16 protein-coding genes and 1 tRNA gene are annotated in these 24,711 nt (G+C 74.6%); 12 read left to right on the forward strand and 5 right to left on the reverse strand.

The window, feature by feature from the left end:
* Window positions 1-56: 56 nt before the first annotated feature.
* The gene (locus KUM42_RS11860) at window positions 57-1,169 is read right to left on the reverse strand and encodes an EAL domain-containing protein (protein ID WP_237492511.1); all 1,113 of its coding nucleotides are present in this window, start codon (window positions 1,167-1,169) and stop codon (window positions 57-59) included.
* Between the two features lie 121 nt (window positions 1,170-1,290).
* Here KUM42_RS11860 and KUM42_RS11865 point away from each other — a divergent pair, with 121 nt between their 5' ends.
* A complete protein-coding gene (locus tag KUM42_RS11865) occupies window positions 1,291-4,125 on the forward strand; it encodes a SpoIIE family protein phosphatase (RefSeq protein WP_237492512.1) in 2,835 nt (944 codons plus the stop codon).
* A gap of 6 nt (window positions 4,126-4,131) precedes the next feature.
* On the opposite strand, the gene KUM42_RS11870 is transcribed toward KUM42_RS11865, so the two are convergent.
* The gene (locus tag KUM42_RS11870; RefSeq protein ID WP_237492513.1) at window positions 4,132-4,836 is read right to left on the reverse strand and encodes a trimeric intracellular cation channel family protein; all 705 of its coding nucleotides are present in this window, start codon (window positions 4,834-4,836) and stop codon (window positions 4,132-4,134) included.
* A gap of 347 nt (window positions 4,837-5,183) precedes the next feature.
* On the opposite strand from KUM42_RS11870, the gene KUM42_RS11875 reads away from it, so the two are divergent.
* A complete protein-coding gene (locus KUM42_RS11875; protein ID WP_237492514.1) occupies window positions 5,184-8,603 on the forward strand; it encodes a glycoside hydrolase family 3 N-terminal domain-containing protein in 3,420 nt (1,139 codons plus the stop codon).
* Between the two features lie 332 nt (window positions 8,604-8,935).
* Here KUM42_RS11875 and KUM42_RS11880 read toward each other — a convergent pair whose 3' ends face one another.
* Both KUM42_RS11880 and KUM42_RS11885 read right to left on the reverse strand, forming a co-directional pair.
* Entirely contained in the window at window positions 8,936-10,972 is a 2,037-nt protein-coding gene (locus KUM42_RS11880) for an acyl-CoA dehydrogenase (protein WP_237492515.1), read from the reverse strand.
* Window positions 10,969-11,625, reverse strand: a complete 657-nt coding sequence (locus tag KUM42_RS11885; RefSeq protein WP_237492517.1) for a TetR family transcriptional regulator — start codon at window positions 11,623-11,625, stop codon at window positions 10,969-10,971. The genes KUM42_RS11880 and KUM42_RS11885 overlap by 4 nt, the downstream gene beginning before the upstream one ends.
* A gap of 79 nt (window positions 11,626-11,704) precedes the next feature.
* Here KUM42_RS11885 and KUM42_RS11890 point away from each other — a divergent pair, with 79 nt between their 5' ends.
* The 5 genes from KUM42_RS11890 to KUM42_RS11910 all read left to right on the forward strand — a co-directional run bounded on the left by KUM42_RS11890 (window position 11,705) and on the right by KUM42_RS11910 (window position 16,629).
* Window positions 11,705-12,988: an acetyl-CoA C-acetyltransferase gene (locus KUM42_RS11890; protein ID WP_237492519.1), complete on the forward strand. Its 1,284-nt coding sequence runs from the start codon at window positions 11,705-11,707 to the stop codon at window positions 12,986-12,988.
* A gap of 106 nt (window positions 12,989-13,094) precedes the next feature.
* Window positions 13,095-14,435, forward strand: a complete 1,341-nt coding sequence (locus KUM42_RS11895) for a 3-oxoacyl-ACP reductase (RefSeq protein WP_237492521.1) — start codon at window positions 13,095-13,097, stop codon at window positions 14,433-14,435.
* A complete protein-coding gene (locus KUM42_RS11900) occupies window positions 14,432-15,262 on the forward strand; it encodes a MaoC/PaaZ C-terminal domain-containing protein (RefSeq protein ID WP_237492523.1) in 831 nt (276 codons plus the stop codon). The genes KUM42_RS11895 and KUM42_RS11900 overlap by 4 nt, the downstream gene beginning before the upstream one ends.
* Before the next feature lie 125 nt (window positions 15,263-15,387).
* Entirely contained in the window at window positions 15,388-16,467 is a 1,080-nt protein-coding gene (locus KUM42_RS11905; protein ID WP_237492525.1) for a class E sortase, read from the forward strand.
* A 3-nt stretch (window positions 16,468-16,470) separates the two neighbouring features.
* On the forward strand, window positions 16,471-16,629 hold the full coding sequence (locus tag KUM42_RS11910; RefSeq protein WP_237492527.1) for a hypothetical protein: 159 nt from the start codon (window positions 16,471-16,473) through the stop codon (window positions 16,627-16,629).
* A 92-nt stretch (window positions 16,630-16,721) separates the two neighbouring features.
* On the opposite strand, the gene KUM42_RS11915 is transcribed toward KUM42_RS11910, so the two are convergent.
* Window positions 16,722-18,509 carry a helicase-related protein gene (locus tag KUM42_RS11915; RefSeq protein ID WP_237492528.1) on the reverse strand — a complete coding sequence of 596 codons (1,788 nt, stop codon included), beginning with the start codon at window positions 18,507-18,509 and terminating at the stop codon, window positions 16,722-16,724.
* A 368-nt stretch (window positions 18,510-18,877) separates the two neighbouring features.
* Here KUM42_RS11915 and KUM42_RS11920 point away from each other — a divergent pair, with 368 nt between their 5' ends.
* The 5 genes from KUM42_RS11920 to KUM42_RS11940 all read left to right on the forward strand — a co-directional run bounded on the left by KUM42_RS11920 (window position 18,878) and on the right by KUM42_RS11940 (window position 24,707).
* Window positions 18,878-20,695, forward strand: coding sequence for a fibronectin type III domain-containing protein (locus tag KUM42_RS11920; RefSeq protein ID WP_237492530.1), 1,818 nt, complete (start codon window positions 18,878-18,880; stop codon window positions 20,693-20,695).
* Window positions 20,696-20,845: 150 nt separating this feature from the next.
* Window positions 20,846-20,932 (forward strand) — tRNA-Ser (locus KUM42_RS11925).
* A 116-nt stretch (window positions 20,933-21,048) separates the two neighbouring features.
* On the forward strand, window positions 21,049-23,352 hold the full coding sequence (locus tag KUM42_RS11930) for a bifunctional diguanylate cyclase/phosphodiesterase (RefSeq protein ID WP_237492532.1): 2,304 nt from the start codon (window positions 21,049-21,051) through the stop codon (window positions 23,350-23,352).
* A gap of 125 nt (window positions 23,353-23,477) precedes the next feature.
* A complete protein-coding gene (locus KUM42_RS11935) occupies window positions 23,478-23,900 on the forward strand; it encodes an S-adenosylmethionine decarboxylase (RefSeq protein ID WP_237492534.1) in 423 nt (140 codons plus the stop codon).
* Window positions 23,901-24,707: a hypothetical protein gene (locus KUM42_RS11940; RefSeq protein WP_237492536.1), complete on the forward strand. Its 807-nt coding sequence runs from the start codon at window positions 23,901-23,903 to the stop codon at window positions 24,705-24,707.
* Window positions 24,708-24,711: the final 4 nt, after the last annotated feature.

Genomic DNA, 24,711 nt, shown 5'->3' on the forward strand with positions numbered 1-24,711 from the left:
GACTCCGGGTGATCGGTGTCCTGGCCACCGGTCGGCGGTCAGGGGTCAGGGGCGCGTCAGCTGCCGGCCGCGGCCGCGGCCAGGTCCTCCACGCGCAGGAGGCCGACGACGGTGCCGGCGCGGTCGGTGCACAGCACCGGGTCGAAGCGGTGCGCGGGCCGGCGGGTGAGCGCGCGCTGCAGCGTCTCGGTGACCGGCGCCGACGGCGGCACCCGCAGCGAGACCGGGGCGCGGTAGGCGGTGTTGGTGCGCGGGTCGGCCAGCACCAGCTCGACCGGCACCCCGGCGTCGTCCACCACCACGTAGGGCGGCGGGGAGACGGTCCGGTCCCCGGCGTCGTGCTGGCGGACCGGGCGCAGCAGGCTGGCGACGCTCTCGCTGAGCTGCGCGCGGGCGACCTGGGCGCGCACCAGCTGCACGACCTCGGGCGCGAGCGGGGCGAAGTGCGGGGTGGGGCGGCCGAACAGCCAGCCCTGGGCCAGCGGGACACCGAGCCGGGCGAACACGGCCAGCTCCCCGACGGTCTCGATGCCCTCGGCGAGCAGCCAGGCGTCGATCCGGCTGGTGAACGTGCCGACCATCTCCGCCAGCGCCGCCTTCACCGGGTCGGTGTCGGCGCCGGCGACCAGCGCCCGGTCGAGCTTGACCAGCTGGGGGCGCACCTCGGCCAGCTGCTGCAGGCCGGCGTAGCCGGAGCCCGCGTCGTCGATGGCGATGAGCGCGCCGCGGCCGCGCAGCAGGGCGGTCTGCTCGCGCAGGGCGGCGAGGTCGGGCGTGGGCATGTGCTCGGTCAGCTCGACGACGACGCGGCGCAGGGTGGCCGGCGCGGCGAGGGCGGCGGCGACGGGCGCGGTGCCGAGCAGGTGCGGGCTGACGTTGACGGTGAGGAAGGTGTCCGGCGGCAGGTCCGGCAGCGCGGCCAGCGCCTTGCGCAGCGCCAGTGCCTCGAGCTCCGCACCGAGACCGGCCTCGTGGGCGGCGGCGAACCAGACGTCGGGCGCGGCGGTGCCGGGGAAGCGGGCCAGCGCCTCGTAGCCGGCGATGGTGGCCCCGGCCAGGTCGACGATGGGCTGGAACACGACGGTCAGGTCGTCCTCGCCGGCGAGCAGCGGGCGGCAGTCCCAGCGGTCGGGGAGGGTCGCGGTCACCTCCTCCTGATCGGGTGCCACGCGGCGGTGCTTGAGCGAGGAGTTCGGTGTCGCGCCGCCGATCTGCCAGCATGGGCACTGCCGGCGCCCCGCACGCCGGCCGGAACCGGCTCGCGCCGGGGGACAGGGGAGGTGGACGGCCGTGCCACCGAGCGCCGGGGCCCTCCCCGACCCGCTGACCGACGCGCACCGGGTCGCGGCGGCCCGCCGGCTGCTGGAGGAGGCGGCCGGCCCGGCCGCCTTCGACCGGCTGTCGGCCCTGGCCGCCCGGCTGGTCGGCGCCGCCCACGCGAAGGTCACCCTCTTCACCGACTCCGACGTCGTCGTCGGGGGGCACGGTCTGCCCGCCGGCGTGGTCGGCGGCCCCGCCCTGCTGACCGGGGGCTTCTCCGCCCTCGTCGTCCGGACCGGTGCCCCGCTCGACGTGCCGGAGGCCGGTGCGGACCCGCGGGTGGCGCACCTGCCCGCGGTCGGGTCGGGGCAGGTCCAGGCCTACCTCGGGGTGCCGCTGGTGGCGGCGTCCGGGCACGTGGTGGGGGTGCTGGCCGTCTACGCCCCGCAGCCGTGCAGCTGGTCGCCCGACGCCCCGGAGCTGCTGGACCAGCTGGCCGCCTCGGTCATCGCCGAGCTGGAGCTCTCCGCCACCCGGTCGGCGATGGGCGCGTCGCTGGCCCGCCTGGACATCGCCCTGGAGGCGGCCTCGGTGGGCACCTGGGACCGCGACCTGCGCGCCGGCGTCGTCCACTGGGACGAGCGCAACTCGGCGATCTTCGGCCTGGACGGCGCCCGGACGCTCACCGCGGACGAGGACCTGATGAGCCGGATCCACCCCGACGACCACGAGCCGGTCGAGGCGGCGATGCGCGCGGCGCTGGCCGGCAGCGGCGAGTTCACCGTCGAGATGCGGGTGCTGCGGCCCGACGGCGGTGAGCGCTGGACGATCTCCCGCGGCCGGGTGGTGCGCGACCCGCGCGGCGAGCCGGTGCGGCTGGTGGGCACCACCGTCGACGTCACCGACGCCCGCGAGGCCCAGGCGCGGCGGCTGTCGGCGGTGCAGCGCGCGGCGGCGATCGCCGAGGTGGCCGCCCAGCTGGCCAACGCCGAGCGGATGGACCAGCTCGCCGAGGTGGCGCTGCGCGGCTGCGCGGCCGTGCTCGGCGCCGACGGCAGCGCGCTGGCCGCCTTCGACGTCGGCGGCGGCCCGCTGCGGCTGCACCTGACCAGCCGCCTGGTCGACGCGGTCGCCACCGGCGCCGACGTCGACCTGCCGGCCGGTGGCGTGGAGATCGAGCTGGACGACGAGCTGCCCACCCAGTGGGTGGCCCGGCACGGCGAGCGGGTGCTGCTGGCCGACCGGGCGGAGGCGGTGGCCCGCTTCCCGCGGATGGCCGAGATCGGCGACCTGGTCAGCGTCCGCGCCCTGGCCGCCCTGCCGCTGCGCGTCGAGGGCCGGGTGCTGGGCAGCTTCGTCGCCGTCTGGGGTGCCGACCGCGCCTTCGCCGACGAGGACGTCGAGCTGCTGGAGGCGCTCACCGCGCAGATGGGGCTGAGCGTCTCGCGGCTGCAGGCCGACGCCGAGCGCGACGCCGCGGTCGAGGCCCTGCGGGCGGCCAACGCGCGGCTGGAGCTGCTCGCCGAGGCCGGGCGGGTGCTGTCGGACACCCTGGAGATCACCGAGCAGCTGGGCCGGCTCGCCGGGCTGGTGGTGCCGGCGCTCGGTGACTGGTGCTGGGTGGTGGTGCCCGACGAGCACGGCCGGATGCGCCAGCTGGCCTCCGCGCACCGCGAGCCCGCCCGCAACGCCGAGCTGGCCGCCTACGTGCGCGCCATGGTCGCCGGCATCACCGACGCCGCGGCCGCCCGGGTGGTCACCCGCACCGGGCGCCCGCTCGTGGTCGGTGCGCTGGACGCCGAGTACGTGCAGCGGGCGCTGCCCGACCCCGTGGCCCAGCAGATGCTGGCCCGGCTCGCGCCGGGCTCGGGCGTCGTCGTCCCGCTGGCCGCCCGGGGGCGGACCCTCGGGGCGCTGGGCATCTACCGGGACGCCGAGCGCGGCCGGCACACCGACGCCGAGCTGGACACCGCGCTGGAGGTGGGCCGGCGGGCCGGGGTGGCGCTGCAGCAGGCCCAGCTGTTCGGCCAGCAGCGCCAGCTGGCGGAGGTGCTGCAGCGCAGCATGCTCACCGCGCCGCCGGCGCCGGACCACTGCGAGATCGCCGTCCGCTACGTGCCGGCCGCCGCCGGCGCGGAGGTGGGCGGTGACTGGTACGACGCGTTCGTGCAGCCCGACGGCGCGACGATGCTGGTCATCGGCGACGTGGTCGGCCACGACAGCGGGGCCGCGGCGGCGATGGGCCAGCTGCGCGGGCTGCTGCGCGGCATCGGCCACCACACCGGCGGCACCCCCGCCGAGGTGCTGACCGGCCTGGACCGCGCCGGCATCGGGCTGGACCTGGACACCCTGGCCACCGCGCTGGTCGCCCGCCTGGAGCAGGACGCCCCGGAGCTGGCCAAGGACGAGACGCGCGTCCGCTGGTCGACCGCCGGGCACCCGCCGCCGGTGCTCATCGCCGCCGACGGCACCGTCAGCCTGCTCGACTGCCAGGACCCCGACCTGCTGCTGGGCGTCGACCCGGCGAGCCCGCGCCACGACCGGGTGGCCACGATCGGCCGGGGCGGCACGCTGCTGCTCTACACGGACGGCCTCGTCGAGCGCCGCGACCGCGACCTGGACGCCGGCATCGCCGAGCTGTGCCGGGTGCTCGGCGGGCTGGCCCACCTCCCGCTGCAGCAGCTCTGCGACCGGCTGCTGGAGCAGATGTACCTGCCCGACACCGAGGACGACGTGGCGCTGCTGGCCGTGCGGGTGCACCCGCAGGACGAGCCGCGACCGCCGGAGGCCGGCCCGCAGGTCGTGCCACCGGGCATCCCCGCCGCGCCGCCGGTCGTCCCGGGTGCGGGCGCCGAGCTGGGCTGAGCCCGCTCAGCGGCGACGGCGCCGCCGGGCCCGGGTCGACCGCTGCTCGCGGCGCAGGCGGGCGCGCTCGGCCAGGTCGACGGCGACCGGGGCCTCCCAGCCCCGTTCCACCGACAGCACGCGCAGCCCGGCGACGAGCACGATCACCACCGCGGCCACCGGCAGCGGCGGCAGCCCGGCCGGCCCGGCCAGCACGGTGAGCGCGGTGGCGCCCAGCAGCGCGGCGACGGCGTTGTACGGCCCCGGCTGGACGATGTCGGCGCGCTGGGCGAGCAGCACGTCGCGGATCACCGCCCCGCCGACCGCGGTGAGCGTGCCGATGAACACCACCGAGGCGCTGGGCAGCCCGGCGAGCTGCGCCTTCTGTGCCCCGATCACGGTGAAGAACCCCAGCGTGACGGCGTCCAGCCCGACCAGCAGCCGGTTGAACCGGGACAGCCAGCCGGAGAACCAGAACGTCACCGCGGCGGTGATCGCCACGGTGGGCAGGTAGGCGGTGTTGGTCAGCGCGACCGGCGGCCCCTCGGCCAGCAGGACGTCGCGGATCAGCCCGCCGCCCAGCCCGGTGCTGACCGCCAGCAGCAGGACGCCGGAGACGGCGAAGCCCTCGCGCGCGGCGAGCAGCCCGCCGGTCAGCGCCCCGATGACGATCGCGACCAGGTCGACCGCGGCCGGCACGTGCAGGCCCTCCGTCGCCGCCACCAGTTCCACAGCCGCACATCATCCCGGTTCCCCGCGCGTGCCCCCGGCCCGCCCGTGCGTCCTGCGATCTCGTGGTCACCGGGGCTTGGAGGCCACGAGATCGCCGGACCGATCCCGTGAGACGCCGTGGGACGACCTGCGGTGTCGCAGTGAGCGAGCGCCCCCTCACCAGCCGTCACAGTCAACTTGTTAACGTGACTCACTGCACAACCAATGCACAGGGAGAGGGGAGCGGCTCCCCGGCAGACGTACTGCCGGTCCACAGCCGCCGCACGGTGCGACCCCGTCCGGGGCAGGACCCGGGGCCGGTGTCCGCAGCACGGCCCGCACGTCCCCCCGAACGAGATGGACTGACGATGAAGTCACCTGTCACACGTCGCCGCACGCACGTCGGCGCGCTCCTCACGACGGCGGTGCTGTCCGCGGGCCTCGTCGCCCCGGCCGCCGCGCTCGCGGCACCGCCGCCGGCGGCCCCCGCGGCCACCCCGGTCCTCGCCGCCTTCCGCGACACCTCGCTGTCCTTCGAGGCGCGGGCCGCGGACCTGGTCTCGCGCATGACCCGGCTGGAGAAGATCCAGCAGTTCCGCGCCGAGCGGCAGCAGAACGCCACCGTCGCCCCCGCGATCCCGCGCCTCGGCGTGGCCGCGTACGACTACTGGAACGAGGCGCTGCACGGCGTCGCCCGTGCGGCGGAGGACAGGGACCACCTGCTCAACCAGGGTGGCGAGGCCACCGAGTTCCCCACGGGCCTGGGCATCGCCGCCACCTGGAACCCGGAGCTGGTGAAGCGGATGGCGTCGGCGACCTCGGACGAGGCGCGCGCCATGAACAACTTCACCTCCCCGGGCGTCGCCGCGGCCAACAAGGGCCTCACCTACTGGTCGCCCACGATCAACATGGACCGCGACCCGCGCTGGGGCCGCGCCGAGGAGACCTACGGCGAGGACCCCTTCCTCACCTCCGCGATCGGCGGGCAGTTCGTCGTCGGCATGCAGGGCGAGGACCAGAAGTACCTCAAGACGGTCGCCACGCCGAAGCACTACCTGGCCAACAACTCCGAGAACAACCGGCACACCGGCAGCTCGAACGTCACCGAGAACGAGCTGCGCGAGTACTACACGCCGGCCTTCGCCGCGCTGGTGGGCGAGTACGGCGCCGGGTCGCTGATGACCTCCTACAACGAGGTCAACGGCACGCCGGTCTCGGCCAGCAAGGAGCTGGTGGAGGACCTGGCGCGGCGCACGTTCGGCTTCAAGGGCGCCGTCGTGAGCGACTGCGACGCCGTCCGCGACGTGTGGCAGACGTCCAACCACAACTGGACCCCGCCGGGCGCCGCCGCACCGCTCACCGCACCGGAGGCCGTGGCCTGGACGCTCAAGACCGGCGTCGACCTCGACTGCATGGACCAGGACTACCCAACCCACCTCGAGAACTCCTACGCCCAGGGGAACGTCACCGAGGCCGACATGGACGTCTCGCTGACCCGCACGTTCACCCTGCGCATGCGGACGGGCGAGTTCGACCCGGCCGGGCAGGTGCCGTGGCGGAACGACGACTACACGATCGACAAGCAGGTCTCCAGCCCCGAGCACCTCGCCGTGGCGCGGCAGCTGAGCGAGGAGGCCGTCGTCCTGCTGAAGAACGACGCCCCGGCCGCCGGGAGCGCCCCGGCGCTGCCGCTGACGAAGGAGGACGCCGACAGCGTCGTCGTCGTCGGGCCGCTGGCCACCACCGAGGTGCACGGCGACTACTCGCCGACCCGCGTCGCCGAGCACTCCAACGCGCTGCAGGGCATCGAGAAGGCGGTGCAGGCGAGCAACCCGGGCGCGAAGGTCACCTACATCTCCGGCATGAACAAGACGGGCCTGGAGAACAAGCGCAAGCCGACCATCGGGACGTCGGTCGCACCGGCCGCCGGTCAGGCCGCCACGCCCGCGGCCGTGCGGTTCCTCGACTCCACCGGCAAGGAGCTCGGCCGGGTGAGCCCGGAGACGATCCTGCGCAGCCACATGTTCTCCGGCTGGCGCGGTGTGCAGCCGTGGAGCAACCCGGCGACCGCCTACAACAGCATGCAGACGCTCGGTGCGTGGAACGGCTGGTTCGGCGCCGACGTCCAGGTCCCGGCCGGGACCGCCAGCGTCGAGGTCCGGCAGTCCGGCGCCACCTCCACGCTCGAGGGTGGCCGCTTCGACGTCCGGGTCGGCTCGCGTGACGGCGCGGTCATCGGCTCGGTGCCGGCCACCGGCGCCACGGCGTCCACGGCGTTCAAGGGCTCCGAGGGCGCGCAGACGCTGTACTTCGTCTACGAGAACGACTCCTTCACGCCCCAGCTCACGCCGGCGGAGGAGCAGACCATCCGCGACGCGGACGCGGTCGTGACCTACGTGGGCACCATCGCGGGCAACAACTCGACCACCCCGGCCATCACGGGCAACCCCTCGGACTCCTCCGAGGACGAGGACCGGCCCGACATCGAGCTGCCCCGTGGCCAGGCCGACCTGGTCAGCAAGGTCGCCGGGCTCAACCCGCGCACGGTGGCCTGGATCCAGTCGGTCAGCACCGTCGACATCGAGCCCTTCAAGGACTCCGCCGCGGCGATCGTGTGGTCGACCTACAACGGCATGTACCAGGGCGACACGGTGGGCCGGGTCCTCTTCGGTGCCGTCAACCCCAGCGGCAAGCTGCCGTTCACGCAGTACTCCGACATCGACCAGCTCGCGGACACCCGCGACTACGTGATGACCCCCACCGACGGGCGCAACGGGCGCAGCTACCAGTACTTCACCGGTGACGTCACCTACCCGTTCGGCCACGGGCTCTCGTACTCGCAGTTCGAGTACTCGAACCTCAAGGTGCCCATGCACGCCGACCCGGACGACACGGTGACCGCCACCGTCGACGTGCGCAACACCTCGGCCGTCGACGGCTCCGAGGTCGTGCAGGCGTACGTGTCCTCGCCCAAGGCGAAGGACGCGACGCGGCCCGACGCCCAGCTGAAGAGCTTCGAGAAGGTCTTCGTGCCCGCCGGTCAGACCCGCAAGGTGTCGCTGGAGATCAAGGGCCAGGACCTGTGGTTCTGGGACGCCAAGGCCGACCGCAAGACCTGGGACCTGGGCCGGTGGACGGTGCGGGTGGGGTCGTCCTCCGACGCCACGAAGGCGCTGAGCACCACGTTCACGCTCGGCGGTGCGCTCAAGCCCGGCATCGGTGTCGTGGCCGCGGTGCCCGACGGCGTGGTGCTCAACACCGCGACGCCGGACAACGCGATCCACGCGAACCTCTCGGCGACGCGGGACGACGACTCGTTCTACGACCTGAAGTACTTCAACGTCCAGTACAAGAGCTCCGACCCGAAGGTCGCGAAGGTGGACCGGACCGGTGCGGTCAAGCCGGTCGGTGCCGGCGTCGCGACGATCACCGCCACGGTGGTCGCCGAGGGTGACACGCAGTCGACCACCTTCCCGGTGGTCGTGCGCAACGGTGCCCTGGTGGACGGCGACGTGACGCTCCACGACCACCTGGTGTCCTTCGCGGACAGCGACGTCCGGCTGCAGGACGCGCGGCGTGGGGTGGCGCTGAAGGCGGCGCTCACCCCGGCGGCCCAGGGCGTGACGTACACGTACCGGCTGGCGCTCAACGAGGACAACACCGCGGGGGCGACGGTGACCGCCGACGGGCGGATCACGGCCACCCAGCGTGGCGTGGTCCGGGTGACCGTGGTGGCCGACCTGGCCGGCGTGAAGTACTCGCGGACGGCGACCGTGACGGTCAGCTAGCAGTTCCTGCGCGACCGGGGCCACTGCCCCGGTGCCCTCGCGGGCACCGGGGTGGTGGCCCCTCCTGCGTCCCGGGCCCTTCCCGCAGCCGGCCCTTCCCGCAGCCGGGCCCGTCCCGCACCCGGGCCCGTCCTGCTCCCGGGCCCGTCCTGCTCCCGGACCCCCTGGTCCCGGGCCCCCCTGCTCCCGGTCCCCTCCCGCATCCCGCGCCCGGCCCTGTGCCCACGAGTTCTGCGATCTGGTGGCCCACCTGACCTGAGAAGCCACGAGATCGCAGAACTCACCGGCGCGCTGAGGGGCGCGAGCGGCCACTCGCGCTCTCGGGAGGCCTACTACGCGGGGGCGACCGCCAGGTCGGTGGCGGTGGCGGCCTGCTGCGGCTCGGCGCCGACCCGGCGGAGGGCGGCGTCGTGGGCGGCCATCGCCTCCTGCCGGGCGGGCTCCTCGGCCAGCACGGCACAGTTGAGCCAGGCCTCCGGGGTGCCGAAGCCGTCGACCAGGGTGCGCATGTGCGGCCGCAGCTCCCGGAGCAGGTCGTTGACCACCGCGGTGAGCGTCTTCGCCCGGGCCGGGGTGAGCCGGCCGTGCTGCAGGAACCAGCCCTTGTCCGCCTCGATGGTGGTCAGCGCGTACAGGTCGCAGACCCGCCCGAGCAGCGCCTTCGCGGCCGGGTCGGTGGTTCGCTCGATGCCGGCGACGAACGCCTCGAGCACCACCCGGTCGACGTGGGCCTGCGCAGTGCTCAGCACGTGGTCCTGCACGTCGTTGAAGGCGTCGAAGGGGCGGTCCCGCTTGGTCGTGGCGTTGCGCCGCAGTCGCTTGATGGCGCCGTCCAGGACGTGGCGCTCGCGGTCCTCCAGTGCCCGCAGCTGCCAGCCGCGGTCGAGCATCGACACCTCCTCGTCCCGGCCGGGGACGGCGTCGACGAGGCGCTGGATCAACCCGCGCGCGGCGGTGCGCTCCAGCACCGTCTCGCGCACCTGGTCGGCGACGAACTGCGCGCGCCCCCAGCCGTCGAGGGAGCCGAAGGCGTCCCGGTAGCCGGTGAGCAGCCCCTTGGCGACCAGCTGCATGAGCACCGTGTTGTCGCCCTCGAAGGTGGTGAACACGTCGACGTCGGCCCGCAGACCCGGCAGCCGGTTCTCCGCCAGGTAGCCCGCGCCCCCGCACGCCTCGCGGCACAGCTGCACGGTGGCCGTGGCGTGCCAGGTCTGCACCGCCTTGAGCCCGGCGGCGCGGGACTCCAGCTCCCGCTGCACGGCCTCGTCCGGCGCGGGGTCGGACAGCACGTCGTGCATCGTGCAGGTCAGCTCCTCCTGCGCGAAGGCCAGCGCATAGGTGCGGGCCAGCGCCGGCAGCAGCTTGCGCTGGTGCACCAGGTAGTCGTTGACGACCACCTCGCGGGCCTCCCCGGGCGCGGCGAACTGCCGGCGCACGTCGCCGTACCGGACGGCGATCTCCAGGGCCACCTTCGCCGCCGAGGACGCCGAGCCACCGACGCTGACCCGGCCGCGCACCAGGGTGCCGAGCATGGTGAAGAAGCGCCGCGTCTCGTTCTCGATCGAGGAGCTGTAGGTGCCGTCGGCGGCGACCTGGCCGTAGCGGTCCAGCAGCATGTCCCGCGGCACGCTCACGTGGTCGAAGGACAGCCGGCCGTTGTCCACGCCGAGCAGCCCGCCCTTGGAGCCGTCGTCCCCGATGGTCACGCCGGGGGCGGGGGAGCCGTCGGCGTCCCGGATCGGCACGAGGAAGGCGTGCACGCCGCGACCCTGCCCGCCGGTGACCAGCTGGGCGAAGACGACCGCCATCCGGCCGTCCTGCGCGGCGTTGCCGATGTAGTCCTTGCGGGCCGCGGCGTGCGGGGTGTGCAGGTCGAACGTCTGCGTCGCCGGGTCGTAGGTGCAGGTCGTGCGCAGCTGCTGGACGTCGGAGCCGTGGCCCGTCTCGGTCATCGCGAAGCAGCCGGGCAGGTCGAAGCTGATGATCGCCGGCAGGTACGCGTCGTGCTGGCGCTGGTTGCCCAGTGCCTGCACCGCGCCGCCGAACAGGCCCCACTGGACGCCGGCCTTCACCATCAGCGACAGGTCGGCGGCGGCCAGCATCTCGATCGCGGCGACCGAGCCGCCCAGGTCGTCGGACCCGCCGTACGCGGCCGGGAACGCCAGCCCCACCTGGCCGGTGGCGGCGAGCTTCGCGGCCAGCGCGGTCACCCGGGCGCGCGCCTCGGACATCGACTCCCCGTGGACGACGGCGTACTCGGCGGTGCCCAGCTGCTCGCGCGCGTCCTGGCGCACCCGCGCCCAGCGGCCGTCGAGGGCCTGCTGGAGCTCGCGGGGGTCGACGGGCTGACGTGCGGGGCTGCCGGTCATCTGTCCTCCAGGGGGGTGCGCGGAGCGGGGGTGACGACGCCGCCGAGCCCGGCCCAGGCCAGGTCGGTGAGCGAGGCGGCGAGCTGGGCGCGGGGCATCGGGCGGTCGGCGCGCAGCCACCAGTCGGCGGCGGCCCGGACACCCCCGATGACGCTGTGGCCCCACGGGACGGCGGCGGCGGTGTCCTGCCCGGCCCGGCGCAGGGAGGCGGCGACCAGCGCGCCCAGCTCGTCGCCGACGAGGTCGATGAGGCTGGTCAGCGGGTCGTCGCCGTCGGTGGGGAGCTGGTGGGAGACCACGAAGCGGTAGACCTCGGGGTCGGCCTCCAGGAAGTGCAGGTAGGTCTCGACGGCGGCGGCGACCATCTCGCGCGGGTGGTCGCTGCTGCCGATCGCCTCGCGCAGCTTGCGGGTCAGCTGCTCGGCGACCCGGGTGCAGACGGCGACGTAGAGCTCGTTGCGGTCGGTGAAGTGCCGGTAGACGACGGTCTTGGAGGTGCCGGCCTCGGCGGCGATCTCCTCCATGCCGACGCCGGCACCGTGCTTGCCGACGGCGGCCAGCGTGGCCTGCACCAGCTGCTCGCGGCGCTCGCGGCGGTGGTCGTCCCACCGGGAGCTGCGCCGGTCGCGGGACGGCGTCGTCGGAGCGTTCACGACACGAACGGTACCTGGTACTCTCGGTACCGCAAATGACCCGTCAGGGTCGTCTCGCCATGACCAACGGAGGTCCCCGATGGCACCGCAGACCCGCCAGGCCGCGATCGTCGGGGGCAACCGGACCCCGTTCGCCCGTGCCAACTCCGTCTACGCCCGGGCGAGCAACCAGGACATGCTCACCGCCGCGATCGACGGGCTGGTCGCCCGCTTCGGCCTGCAGGACGCCCAGGTCGGGGAGGTCGTCGCCGGTGCGGTGCTCAAGCACTCCCGGGACTTCAACCTGACGCGGGAAGCGGTGCTCGGCTCCCGGCTGTCCGCGGCCACGCCCGCCTACGACGTCCAGCAGGCCTGCGGCACCGGGCTCGAGGCCGCCGTCCTGGTGGCCAACAAGATCGCCCTCGGGCAGGTCGAGTCAGGCATCGCCGGGGGCGTGGATACCGCCTCCGACGCCCCGGTCGCGGTGAACGAGGACCTGCGCCGCGTGCTCATGGACCTCAACCGCGCGAAGACGCTGCAGCAGCGGGTCAAGGCGCTGTCCGGGCTGCGTCCGGGCCACCTGTCGCCGTCGGTGCCGAGCACGTCCGAGCCGCGCACCGGGCTGTCGATGGGCGAGCACGCCGCGATCACCGCCGCGCAGTGGGAGATCGGCCGCACCGAGCAGGACGAGCTCGCCCTGGCCTCGCACCGCAACCTGGCCGCCGCCTACGAGCGCGGCTTCTTCGACGACCTGGTCACCCCCTACCTCGGCCTGGCGCGGGACAACAACCTGCGCCCGGACACCTCGATGGAGAAGCTGGCCAAGCTCAAGCCGGTGTTCGGCAAGGGTGCCGACGCCACGATGACGGCGGGCAACTCCACGCCGCTCACCGACGGGGCGTCGGCGGTCCTGCTGGCCAGCGACGAGTGGGCCGCCGAGCGCGGGCTGCCGGTGCTGGCCCACCTGGTCGACGCCCAGACCGCGGCGGTCGACCACGTGCACGGCGGCGAGGGCCTGCTGATGGCCCCGGTGCACGCCGTCCCGGTGCTGCTGGCCCGCAACGGCCTCACCCTGCAGGACTTCGACTACTACGAGGTGCACGAGGCCTTCGCCTCGACGGTGCTGGCCACGCTCAAGGCGTGGGAGGACCCGGCCTACTGCAAGGACACCCTCGGCCTGGACGCCCCGCTGGGGTCGATCGACCGGTCGAAGCTCAACGTCGCCGGCTCCTCGCTGGCCGCCGGGCACCCGTTCGCCGCCACCGGCGGGCGGATCGTGGCGACGCTGGCCAAGCTGCTCGCCGAGGCCGGCCCGGGCAAGCGCGGGCTGATCAGCATCTGCGCCGCCGGCGGCCAGGGCGTCGTCGCCGTCCTCGAGTCCTGACCCCCTCGGGTCGACCCGCGCACGGCAGGGTGGGGCCGCGTACGCACGCGGCTCCGCCCTGCGCGGCGCGGCTCGACCCGGCTCCCCTCCACGCAAGGACGACGACATGAGCGACTGGTACCGCGACCTCGCCAACTCCGGCCTCGGCGCGACGATCACCAAGCAGCTGGGGCTGCCCCGCCCGGCCGTCCTGCGGCGGTACGAGCCCGGTCAGCCGCTGCTGCCCGGTCCCGCCGTGGTCGGCGCGGCCGGGCAGGGCCGGTTGCACGAGCAGCTGACCACGCTGCTCATCGACGCCGGGGTCACGGTCAGCAGCCCGACCGCGGACGGCGAGCGGCTGTCGGCCGTGCTGCTCGACGCCACCGGGCTCAGCGGCCCGGCCGACCTGGCCGGCGCGCACGCGCTGCTCGCCCCGGCGGTCAAGCGGCTGGCCCCGAGCGGCCGGGTGCTCGTGCTCGCCGACCCTCCGGCCGACGCCGACAGCCCCGCGCAGGCCGCGGCCCGGCAGGCGCTGGAGGGCCTGGTCCGGTCGCTGGCCAAGGAGCTGCGAGCCGGTGCGACGGCGAACCTGGTGCTGGTGCCCGCCGGCGCCGAGGACGGCCTGGCCGGCCCGGTGCGCTTCTTCCTCTCCGGTCGCTCGGCCTACGTCGACGGCCAGGTGCTCACCCTCACCGCGGCCTCCGTGCCCGCCGGGACGGACGACGTGCGCCCTCTGGCGGGGAAGACCGCCGTGGTCACCGGGGCCGCCCGCGGCATCGGCGCGGCCATCGCGCGGGTGCTGTCCCGCGACGGCGCGCACGTGGTGCTGGTCGACGTCCCGGCGGCGGGGGAGTCCCTCGCCGCGGTCGCCAACGAGGTCGGCGGGACGGCGGTCGCGATGGACATCACCGCCCCCGACGCCGGACCGCGGCTGGCCCGCCAGCTCGTCGCCCGGCACGGCGGCGCCGACGTCGTGGTGCACAACGCCGGCATCACCCGCGACAAGCTGCTGGTCAACATGGACGCCGACCGCTGGAACGCGGTGCTGGCGGTGAACCTGCAGGCCCAGCTCGACCTCACCCAGGCCCTGCTGGACACCGCCGGTGCGCTCAAGGCCGGTGCCCGGGTGGTCAGCGTCAGCTCGCAGTCCGGGATCGCCGGCAACCGCGGGCAGACGAACTACGCGGCGTCCAAGGCCGGGATCATCGGCATGGTGCGTGCCTGGGCGCCAGCGTTCGCCGAGCGTGGCGCCACGGTCAACGCGGTCGCCCCCGGGTTCATCGTCACGGACATGACGGCGTCGATGCCGCTGGGCCCCCGGGAGATCGGGGCGCGGCTGAACTCGCTGCAGCAGGGCGGGCTGCCGGTCGACGTCGCCGAGACGATCGCCTGGCTCGCGCAGCCGGCCAGTGCCGGGGTCAACGGCCAGGTCGTGCGGGTGTGCGGCCAGTCGCTGGTCGGCGCGTGACGGGACCGTCCCTGGCCCGGCTGTTCGTGACGGCGGCGCTCACCGCGCGCGGCCGGGGCGGTGCGCTGCCCGACACCCGGCTGGCCCGGGCCGGGGTGACCGTCGACGCGGCGCGGCTGGCCGCCTACTCCAGCGTCTGCGGGTTCCCGCTCACCGGCGTGCTGCCGGTGACGTTCCCGCACCTGCTGGCCTTCCCGCTGCAGACCGCGCTGATGACCGACCGCGCCTTCCCGCTGGCGCTGCCCGGGCTGGTGCACGTGCGGCAGCAGATCGCGCAGACGCGGCCGATCGCGGCCGGTGAGCCGCTGGACGTCGAGGTCTGGGCCGAGCGGCTCGCCCCGCACCGGCGCGGCGCGACCGTCGACCTGTGCGCCGCGGTGTCGGCCGACGGGGCCGAGGTGTGGCGCGGGCGCTCGACCTACCTGGCCCGCGGTGCGACCGCACCCGCCGGCGCCCCGGAGGCCGACGTCGACGTCCCGGTGGCTGCGCCGGAGCGGACGAGCGCCCGGTGGCGGGTGCCCGCGGACGCCGGACGGCGGTACGCGCGGGTCTCCGGCGACGTGAACCCGATCCACCTGTCGGCTCTGAGTGCGCGGGCGTTCGGCTTCCCACGGGCGATCGCGCACGGCATGTGGGTGGAGGCCCGCGCCCTGGCCGCGCTGTCCGGCCGGCTGCCCGACGCCCTCGACGTGGACGTCGCCTTCCGCAGGCCGCTGCTGCTGCCCTCGACCGTGGAGCTCGCCACGGCCCGCACCGGGGTGGGCTGGGACTTCGCCGTGCGCGGTGGGGGCAGCGAGCACCTGGTCGGGGCCGTCCGGGCGTCCTGATGCCGATCCGCCGCGACTGCGTGGTGCAGCCGGGCACCGGGCGTCTGCTCGCCTAGGCTCTCCTGCGGCGTGCAGCGGTCGTGCGCAGCTGCGGCACGCGGCCAGGACAACCCGGGGAGGGCACCGTGGACCCGATCCGTGGTCGGCGCGAGGACGAGGACCACACCCAGCGCTGGGACCTGGTGGCCGAGCCGGGGATGCGCCCGCGAGGCCTGCCGCCCGTGCCGGGCCGCCCGCCCGTCCCACCGCAACCCGCCTGGCAGCAGCCCGCCTGGCAGCAGCCCGCCGCGCAGCAGTCCACCGCCTGGGACGACGACACCGACCAGCACCGCGACCTGCCCGGCCTGAGCTGGGACGAGACCGGCACGCACGACCGCTACGCCGACGACCGCCACGCCGACGACTACCGCTACGGCGACCCGCAGCACGACGACCACTGGGACGACGAGGACGCCGGTGCCGCGCGGCGCCGCGACCCGCTCTGGCAGATCGCAGCGCGCGGCCTCGGCCAGCTGCTGGTGACCGCCGGGCTGGTCGTCATGCTGTTCGTCTTCTACGAGGTCTACGTGACCGACTTCATCAACGACCGCACGCAGGGCCAGCTCAGCGACGAGATCCACCAGCAGTGGGAGGCCGCGCCGCCCGTCGACCCCGCTGCCCCGCTGGTGGCCCCGCCGGTCGGGCAGCCGGTCGCGGTCGTGCACATCCCGCGGCTGGGCGCGGACTACCAGCGCGTCGTCCTCGAGGGCACCGCCGAGGACGAGCTGTCCCAGGGGCCGGGCCACTACGTCGGCACCGCGTTGCCCGGCCAGCCGGGCAACGTCGCGCTCGCCGGTCACCGCGTGGGCAAGGGCTCGCCGTTCCTCGACGCCGACAAGCTGCTGCCCGGCGACCCGATCGTGGTCGAGACCGCCACCAGCTGGTACGTCTACCGCGTCCTCGGCACCCCCGGGACGACCGACTACGGCACCGACGCCAACGGCGTGCCCGGCCAGCAGATCGTCACCCCGGACCGGGTCGACGTGATCGCCCCGGTGCCCGGCGGCAACGAGGCGTCCGCACCGGCCGGCGCGTACCTGACCCTCACCACCTGCCACCCCAAGTACTCGGCACGGCAGCGGCTCGTCGTCCACGCCGTCCTCGACGGTGGGGCCATCAGCAAGGCCGAGGCGCCCGACGGCCCTCCGGCACTCCAGGAGGGCTGAGACGTGTACGGCTGGATCTGGCGGCACCTGCCCGGCCCGACGGCGAGCAAGGCGGTGCTGGCCCTGGTGCTGGTGCTCGCGGTGGTCGCCCTGTTGCTGTTCGTCGTCTTCCCGTGGGTCGAGCCCCGGCTGCCCTTCAACGACGTCACCGTCGACCAGTAGAAGGACCCCGCTGCCCCCCACCACTCGCGAGCTCGTGGCGGGCCCCTGCAGCGGGGCCGAGGGGGACGGCGGGGTCCTGAGGGCTGCTGAGGTCAGCGGCCGCTGCGGCTGGGGCGGCGGCCCTGGCGGGAGCCGGAGCGTGAGCCGGGGCGGGACGAGCGGCCCGCACCCTCGCGCGGGGCGCCCTCGCGGCCGCGGCCCTTGGCCGGACCGGCGCTGCAGGAGCGGCAGGTGCTGAACCACGGCGCGATCGCCGTCCCGCACTCCACGCACTTGCCCGACCGGCCGATGGCGATCGCGTCGGGCAGCAGCTCGGTGATCGTCTCGGCGCAGGCGTCCTCGAGGTCGGCGGCGTCGTCGCTGTCCAGTCCGGCGACGCCGGGGAACTGGCGCAGCAGCGTCTGGGCGTCCCGGGCGGCGGCCGCGGCCTGCTCGTAGTCCTCGACGGTGCCCTTGACCGGGTACTCCGGCAGGATCGTCTCCACCGGCACCGGCAGGCCGATGGCGTGCTGGAGCGCAGCGCGGGCCAGCACCAGCCAGCGGGTGCGCCGCGGCGGGTTGTAGTCGATCGCCAGGTTGACCAGCCGCCAGACCGTCTGCAGGTCGCCGGCCTCGCCGAGCGGGCCCTTGAGCATCGGCAGCAGGGCGTGCACGCGCAGCACCAGGCTGGTGACGTCGTCGGCGGTCATGCCCTCGTCGCGGGTGGCGGCGCGGGCCCAGGCTGACCAGCGCATCAGCGCCTCGGGCAGGTCGACGGCCTCGTGGGCACCGAGGTCCTCGAGCTCGGGACGCAGCCGCGGCATGCGCTTGGGCAGGTCGCTCATCTCGTCGCCGCGGGCGACGGCGGCACCGGCGGACACCAGCGCGCCCACCGGCTTCAGTCCGGCGACCCCGATGAGGATGCCGACCTGGCCGTGCCCGGTGAGGCCGTAGCGCCCGGCGCGCCCGGCGATCTGGGCGACCTCCCAGGTGCGCAGCGGGCGCAGCTCCTGGCCGTCGAACTTCGTCGTCTCGGCGAAGAGCACGGTGGTGGCCGGCACGTTGATGCCGTGGCCGATCACGTCGGTGGTGACCAGGACGTCGAGCTCGCCCTTGGTGAACCGGTCGATCACGTCTCGGCGGGTGGCCGGCGGCAGCGCGCCGTACAGGACGCCGACCTTGCCCGGCCGGTGCTGGTCCAGCTCGGCGGCGACGGCGTAGACGGTCTTGCGGGAGAAGGCGACGACCAGCGTCTGCGGCTTCACCCCGTCGGTGCGCACGGGGGAGCGGAGGACGTCGAGCCGGGAGAGCCGCTTGTGGTTGACGACCTGCACCTGCTGGGCGTCGGTCACCAGCGGCTTGAGCACCAGGTAGGCCTCGGCGGCGGAGATGAGGTGCATCTCGCGGTACTCACCGGTGAGCAGCAGCCGCGCCCAGTGGTGGCCACGGTCGGGGTCGGTGACCCAGTGCGACTCGTCCAGCACCAGCATCTCGCCGCGGTCGGGGGCCTTCTCCACGGTGCAGCAGACGATCGGCGCGAAGGGGTCGATCTCCTCCTCGCCGGTGGACAGGCCCACGGTGCCGGCGGGCAGCTGGGCGGAGAGCTTGGCGTAGGCCTCGTGCGCGAGCTGGCGCAGCGGCGCGGCGTACACGCCGGAGCCGGTGGCGGCCAGCGCCTGCAGCGACTCGTAGGTCTTGCCGGAGTTCGTCGGCCCGAGGTGGAAGACGACCTTCTCGGGCCGGGTGGCGCGGGTGGGCAGCTCGGGGGCGGCGCCGTCGACCCAGATCTGCTGGGCTCGCTTCTCATCGCGCGCGGCGGTGCGATCGGCGTCGCGGGCCGCGTTCTCGCGGGCGGCGGAGCGCTCGCGACGGCGAGCGGGGGCGTGCGGGGGGACGGTCACAGGCAGAGAGGTCCATTTCGGAGCTGGGGCAGGCGGGAGGTCGACGCGCACGAGCGCGGACCTACACGGGGTGGAACGCCGCCATCGCGCCCATCATGCCCTACTGCGCGGGTAGACGGCTCCCGCGAGGATGTTAGGCAGGATCTGCCACCTCCGACTACGACAACGATCCGGATTGGTCTCGTTTCGTCGGCAGATAGTGCCCGTGATCTGCCCAAAGGTGCACACATAACGGTTGGATAACGCGACGCACCATCGGCTCGGCGGCGTGTGTCCGGGGCGGTCCGCAGTGGTCTGGTGCCCCCAGCGCCCGGAGCTCCGGGTGACGAGCCCGGCGTCCCGGGCACCCCCTCCCCACGGAGTTCGACGTGCGCTTCTCCTCCCCGACCCGGCGTGCCGCCGGCCTCCTGGCCGTCACGACGATCGGCCTGTCCACCGCTGTCCTGAGCGTCACCGGCGTCGCCTCCGCGGCCGACCCGGTCCCGACGCCGTTCGTGCCCGACGGCGACTTCTACACCGTGACCACCATGACCGGGCCCGGCGCCGAGGCCGAGGTCACCGGCGCGGAGGGCTTCACGGTCCCGGCCGGCTACTGCAGGGTCGTGTGGGACATCGACGGCGCGGCCGGTGGCGCCACCCCGAGCGCCTTCGGCGGCAAGGGTGGCTCCTTCTCGGCGGCCACGGCGGTCACGGCCAACCAGGTCTTCACCTTCACGACCGGCACCAACGGCGGCGAGACGAAGGCCGGCGAGCCGGTGAGGGACGAGCAGGGCGAGCTCACCACCGATGAGGGCGGCGCCGTGGTGATGGGGCCGGACACCGCCGGCGCGGCCGGTCTCCCGGGTGGGCAGCCGGGCTCCGTCGAAGGCGGCTTCGTCGGCGGCGGCGGTGGCCTGACCACCGTCAGCCTGGACGGCGCCGTCCTCTTCAGCGCCTTCGGCGGCGACGGCAGCGACACCGACCCCGACGGCACGGACGCCGGCGCCGGTGCGGGCGACGAGCAGAACGTCGTCTCGGCCACTGCCACGGACGTCAAGCCCTACGACGACTCCTCAGGCTCGAGCATCCGCGCCTGGGTGCAGCCCTGCGACGCCCCCCCGCTGATCGACCCCGACGCCGGCAACCCGCCGGCCGGCTCCGACCCCGGCCCCACGGACCCCGATGACGGCTACGAGTACGTCACCGGCGCGCCGACCGCCAACTGGGTGTCCGGTGTCGACAACGGCCTGATGTTCCAGCTCTACGTCAGCACCCTGGACTCGGAGAACCCGGTCACGGGCGTCGAGTACACCCTCGACGGCGGGGCGACCTGGAAGCCCGTCGCCACCGAGAACGAGGGCGACTACCAGTACTCCGGCACGATCACCGGGCTGGAGACGGCCACGCGGTACTCGGTCGCCTTCCGGTTCACCACCGCCACGGGCCACACCGACGCCTCCGAGACGCTGACCGGCCGCACCGCCGTCCCCGGCCCGCGGGACGTCAAGGCCGTCGCCGGCGCCGCCTCCATCAAGGTGAGCTGGACGCCCCCGGCCAGCACGGACGAGGTCGCCGGCTACCTCGTCATCGGTGCCCCCGAGGGTGCGCAGAACGACTCCGGCTCGATCGAGTGCCGGCCCACGACCGCCCTGGGCACCTCCTGCGCCATGTCCGCCGTCCCCGGCACCACCTACTCGCTGAGCGTGCACTCCCTCGCCGCGGACGGTGACAAGCTGGGCAGCTCCGACTGGGTCACCGTCGGGCCGGTCCTGGCCTCCTCCGCCGTGTCGGCCACGCTGCCCAAGGCCGACGGCACCCTGACCAGCAGCGACGCCGACGGCAAGGTCGTCGCCGGTGAGCAGGTCACCATCAGCGGCAAGGACTTCCTGCCCGGCTCCGTGGTCGACCTGGTCGTCTACTCCACGCCCGTCAAGCTCGGCACCGCGACCGTGCTCGCCGACGGCACCTTCAGCGCCACCGTCACCCTGCCCAAGGACCTCGCCAACGGCACCCACCACCTGGTGGCCTCAGGTGTCGACGTCAACGGCGACCCGCGCACCCTGATCGTCGAGGTCACCGTCTCCGGTGGCACCGCCGTCCTGGCCTTCACCGGTTTCTCGGCGCTGCCCTACGCCGGTGCCGGTGCGCTGGCCCTGCTCGCCGGTGGCGGCCTCCTGGTCGTCAGCCGTCGCCGCCAGGCCGCCTGACACCTGCAGCACCCCGCACCACCCGCTCGGCGCCCCGGCCCCGTCCCGCACCCGCGGGGCGGGGCCGGGGCCCGTTGTGGAGCCGTCCCTGGACGGGATCCGTAGCATCAGCGGGCAGCAGCACGGGGCGGCGATGCGTCCGTGCAGCCAGGAGGGCTCGCCTAGTGGCCGATGGCGGCGGTCTTGAAAACCGCTATGGGGTGAAACCCATCGTGGGTTCGAATCCCACGCCCTCCGCTCGGACCCGTCACCGCCGGGGTTCACCCGTTCAGGTGAGGAGGGCGGGGAGGGCCATGCGCTCAGGGCTCGCGGGTGTCGATGCACCTCTCGTGGCGGACCAGGAGCGGGGAGAGGTGCGTCGTCGACGCGTCGGCGGCCTGCCGCTGCTCACCATCGTCCTGAGCGCCCTGTTCGCCACCGGTGTCGGCGCCCGCCCGGACGGCGTGGCGTGGGACCGCACCTACGACGTCGTCCTCTTCAACCTGCCCTACCTCGCCGCGGCCGCCGCCTGCGTCGCCGCCGCGGTCCGGCTGCGCAGCGAGCGCATCGGCTGGGCCTGGGTGGCCGTCTCCCTCACGCTCAGCGCCGTCGGCAACGCCTTGCGCACGCTCGAGGCCGGCGTCCTGGGCAACGGGCCCTCGTCCTCGCTGGCCGGTGCCTTCTCCCTGCTCGGCTACGTCGTCCTGTACGTGGCCCTCATCGGCATGATCCGGGCGCGGGTCCCCCGCTTCCTCCCGAGCATGTGGCTCGACGGCGTGATCGGCGCCCTGGGCGGCCTGTCGGTCGGGGTGGCGTTCGTGCTGGGCCCCTACCTGAACCCCGGCCCGGGCGAGCGGGCCATCAGCCTCGTCGAGCTGGCCGGCCCGGCCACCGACGTGCTGCTGCTCGCCGTGCTCGTGACCGTCGGCTCCATCCTGGGCGTCCGCCTGGACCGGACGCTCTTGGTGCTCGTCGTGGGCCTGTGCTTCGTGTGCGTCTCCGACGTCGTCCTGTTCTCCCTGCAGGTGCGCGACCGGTACGTCGACGGCGGCCCGCTCGAGCTGGGCTGGCTGGTCTGCGTGGTGCTCGTCGCCCTCGCCGCGTCGGGGGCCCACGACCGTCCCGCACCCGTCGACAGCAGCGGTGCCTCCCGCATCGGGTGGCGGCTGCTGGCCGTCCCGCTGGCCTGCGTCGTCGCCAGCCTCGTCGTCCTGGGCGCGGGCTGGCTGCGTCCGATGCCCGAGGTCGCCGGCGGGCTGGCGGTCGCCTGCGTGCTCGCCGGCCTGGCCCGCATCACGCTGACCTTCCGGGAGGTCCGCGACTTCCACACCGTGCAGCGGGAGTCCCGGACCGACGAGCTCACCGGCCTGGCCAACCGCCGCGCGCTGCTGGTGCGGGCACAGGAGGTCGTCGCGGCCGCCCGCGCGGACCAGCCCGCCGCGCTGCTGCTGCTGGACCTCGACGGCTTCAAGGAGGTCAACGACAGCCTGGGGCACTTCGCGGGTGACGAGCTGCTGCGACAGGTGGGCCCGCGCCTGCGCAGCGCGCTGCGCGAGGACGACCTGCTCGCCCGGCTGGGAGGTGACGAGTTCGCCGTCCTGCTCCCCGCCACGAACGGTGCCGAGGCCCGGTCCCTCGCCGACCGGCTGCGCCACCTGCTGCTCCAGCCGTTCACGGTGGGCGGCGTGCGGCTGCACGTCGGCGTCAGCATCGGTGTCTCGACCACCCCGGCCCCGGCGACGGACGTCGAGGAGCTGCTGCACTCGGCCGACGCGGCCATGTACATCGCCAAGAAGGCGCGCGAGGGCGTGCACGTCTACGAGCCCGACCCGACGGGCGGGGTCGCCGGCAGCGGCCGGCTGCGGGTCATGGAGGACCTCCGGACGGCGCTCGAGGAGGACCAGCTCGTCGTCTTCCTGCAGCCCCAGTGGGGCCTGCGCGACGGCACCGTCGTCGGCGTGGAGGCCCTGGTCCGCTGGGAGCACCCCACGAGGGGCCTGCTCCTGCCCGGCGACGTTCTGCCGGCGGCGGAGCAGGCCGGCCTGATGCGGGCGCTCACGGACCGGGTGCTGGAGCTCTCGCTGCGCGCCGCCGGCACCTGGTGGCCCGAGCACGAGGTCCCGATATCGGTGAACCTCTCGGCGGCCAACGTCAACGACCTGGACCTGCCCGCCGAGGTCGCCGCCGCGCTGCTGCGGCACGGGCTGCCGGCGCGTGCGCTGACCCTGGAGCTGGTCGAGGACACCCTGATGGCCGACCCCGACCGTGGGCGTGCGGTGCTGGGCGACCTGCGCCGGCTCGGCGTGCGGACGTCGATCGACGACTACGGCACCGGCTACAGCTCGCTGGCCTACCTCCGGAACTTGCCCGCCGACGAGCTCAAGCTCGACCGCAGTCTCACCGTCGACGTGGACCGGGACCCCCGGGTCGCGGCCATCGTGGAGCACACCGTGGCCCTGGCCCACAGCCTCGGGCTGACGCTGGTGGCCGAGGGCGTGGAGACCGCCGGGACGGCCGCGGTGCTCGCACGGCTGGGCTGCGACGTCGCCCAGGGCTGGGCGATCGCCCGGCCGATGCCGCTCGCGGACCTCCTCGACTGGCTGGTCGCCACCGGCTCCGCCCTGCCGGACGAGACGCTGCTCGCGCCCCTGCTGCCGCGGGGTGCCGGCCCGGCCTGACCACGGCCGGTCCGCGGGTGGCAGGAGGGCCGGCTGCCGAACGGAGCGTGATCTTCACCAGCTGTGACGGCTCGCGTGGGCGCGTCGTGGTGACGCCGGTGGCGCGTCGCCGTCATGGTGGGAGGGTGACGACCTCCTCCCGTGCCCACCTGTCACGCCCGCTCGACGGGCCGGCTCCCCAGCCACGCGACGGGACGACCGAGACCTGGCGTGACCTGGCGCCGGACATCCTCCGGCAGCGGCTGGTCATCGAGGGGGTGCCGGCGCGGCCCGTCGACGACCTGCAGATCCGGCAGTACCTGTCCGCGCTGTCCCGCGAGGTCGACATGGTGCAGCTGCTGGAGCCGGTGACGCACCGCTCGGACCTGTACGGCTGGGCCGGCTGGATCCACTGGGAGACGTCGGGCGCGCACTTCTACGCCTGGGAGCAGCCGCGGCTGTTCTTCTCGGTGGACATCTACACCTGCAAGGCCTTCGACGTGGACACCGCGGTGTCGTTCACCCAGGGCTTCCTGGACGCGAGCACCGTCGTGGCGAGGTCGTTCTAGGTGACGCTGCGCCTGGTGGTCGCGGACTCACCCGCCGAGCAGGACGCCGCGCGTGCCGTGGAGGCGCAGGTGTTCCAGCAGGCCTTCGGCAACACCCCCGAGGTGATGGCCCAGGAGTACGGCCCGTTCGCCGGCCGCTCCCGCTACATCGCCGTCCTCGACGACGCGAACGGGACGGCCCTGGGGGCCGCCCGGCTGATCCTGCCGGACGACGCGGGCAGCCTGAAGACGCTGGACGACGTGGCGGGACCGCCCTGGCAGCTGTCCGTCGACGACGTCCTCGGCGCCTCCGGGCTGGCCGGTCGGCTGGTCTGGGACGTGGCGAGCCTGGCCGTGGACCGCAGGTACCGCAGCGGCGCCGCCGGTGCCGAGGTGGTGCTCGCGCTCTGCCACGGCATCTACCGGTTCACGCTGTCCAACGGCGTCGACGGCCTGGTCACCGTCCTGGACGACCGGGTCCTGCGGCTGCTGCGGCTCATGGGCGCCCCGTGCGCCCCGATGCCCGGCGCCGCCTCCCGCGCCTACATGGGCTCGCCCGCCAGCACGCCGTGCGTCTGGCGGGTGGACGCCATGGCGACCGGTGTCCTCGACCGCCGTCCCGACCTGGCCCCGGCGATGGTCGAGGGCCGCTTCTCCTCCATCGCCTGCGACCCGGCGGACCTGCTCCCGGGCCGGGGGGTGCCGGGCGCCGACCGGTCCGCCCCCGCGCGCCCGGCCGCGGTCCGCGTGCCCCTGCGCGACACCTCGGGGTGGCGGCGCCCCGGCCTGCGCCGCCAGGACGAGACCGTGGGGCACCCGGCCTCCTGAGCCG

This window comes from Modestobacter sp. L9-4 (assembly GCF_019112525.1).
In the GTDB taxonomy this organism is placed as follows: domain Bacteria; phylum Actinomycetota; class Actinomycetes; order Mycobacteriales; family Geodermatophilaceae; genus Modestobacter.

Bases quoted from the DNA above. Each gene is read 5' to 3' on its own strand.
- KUM42_RS11875 (WP_237492514.1), top strand. From the start codon at position 5,184: ATGAAGTCACCTGTCACACGTCGCCGCACGCACGTCGGCGCGCTCCTC.
- KUM42_RS11880 (WP_237492515.1), bottom strand. From the start codon at position 10,972: ATGACCGGCAGCCCCGCACGTCAGCCCGTCGACCCCCGCGAGCTCCAG.
- KUM42_RS11890 (WP_237492519.1), top strand. From the start codon at position 11,705: ATGGCACCGCAGACCCGCCAGGCCGCGATCGTCGGGGGCAACCGGACC.
- KUM42_RS11895 (WP_237492521.1), top strand. From the start codon at position 13,095: ATGAGCGACTGGTACCGCGACCTCGCCAACTCCGGCCTCGGCGCGACG.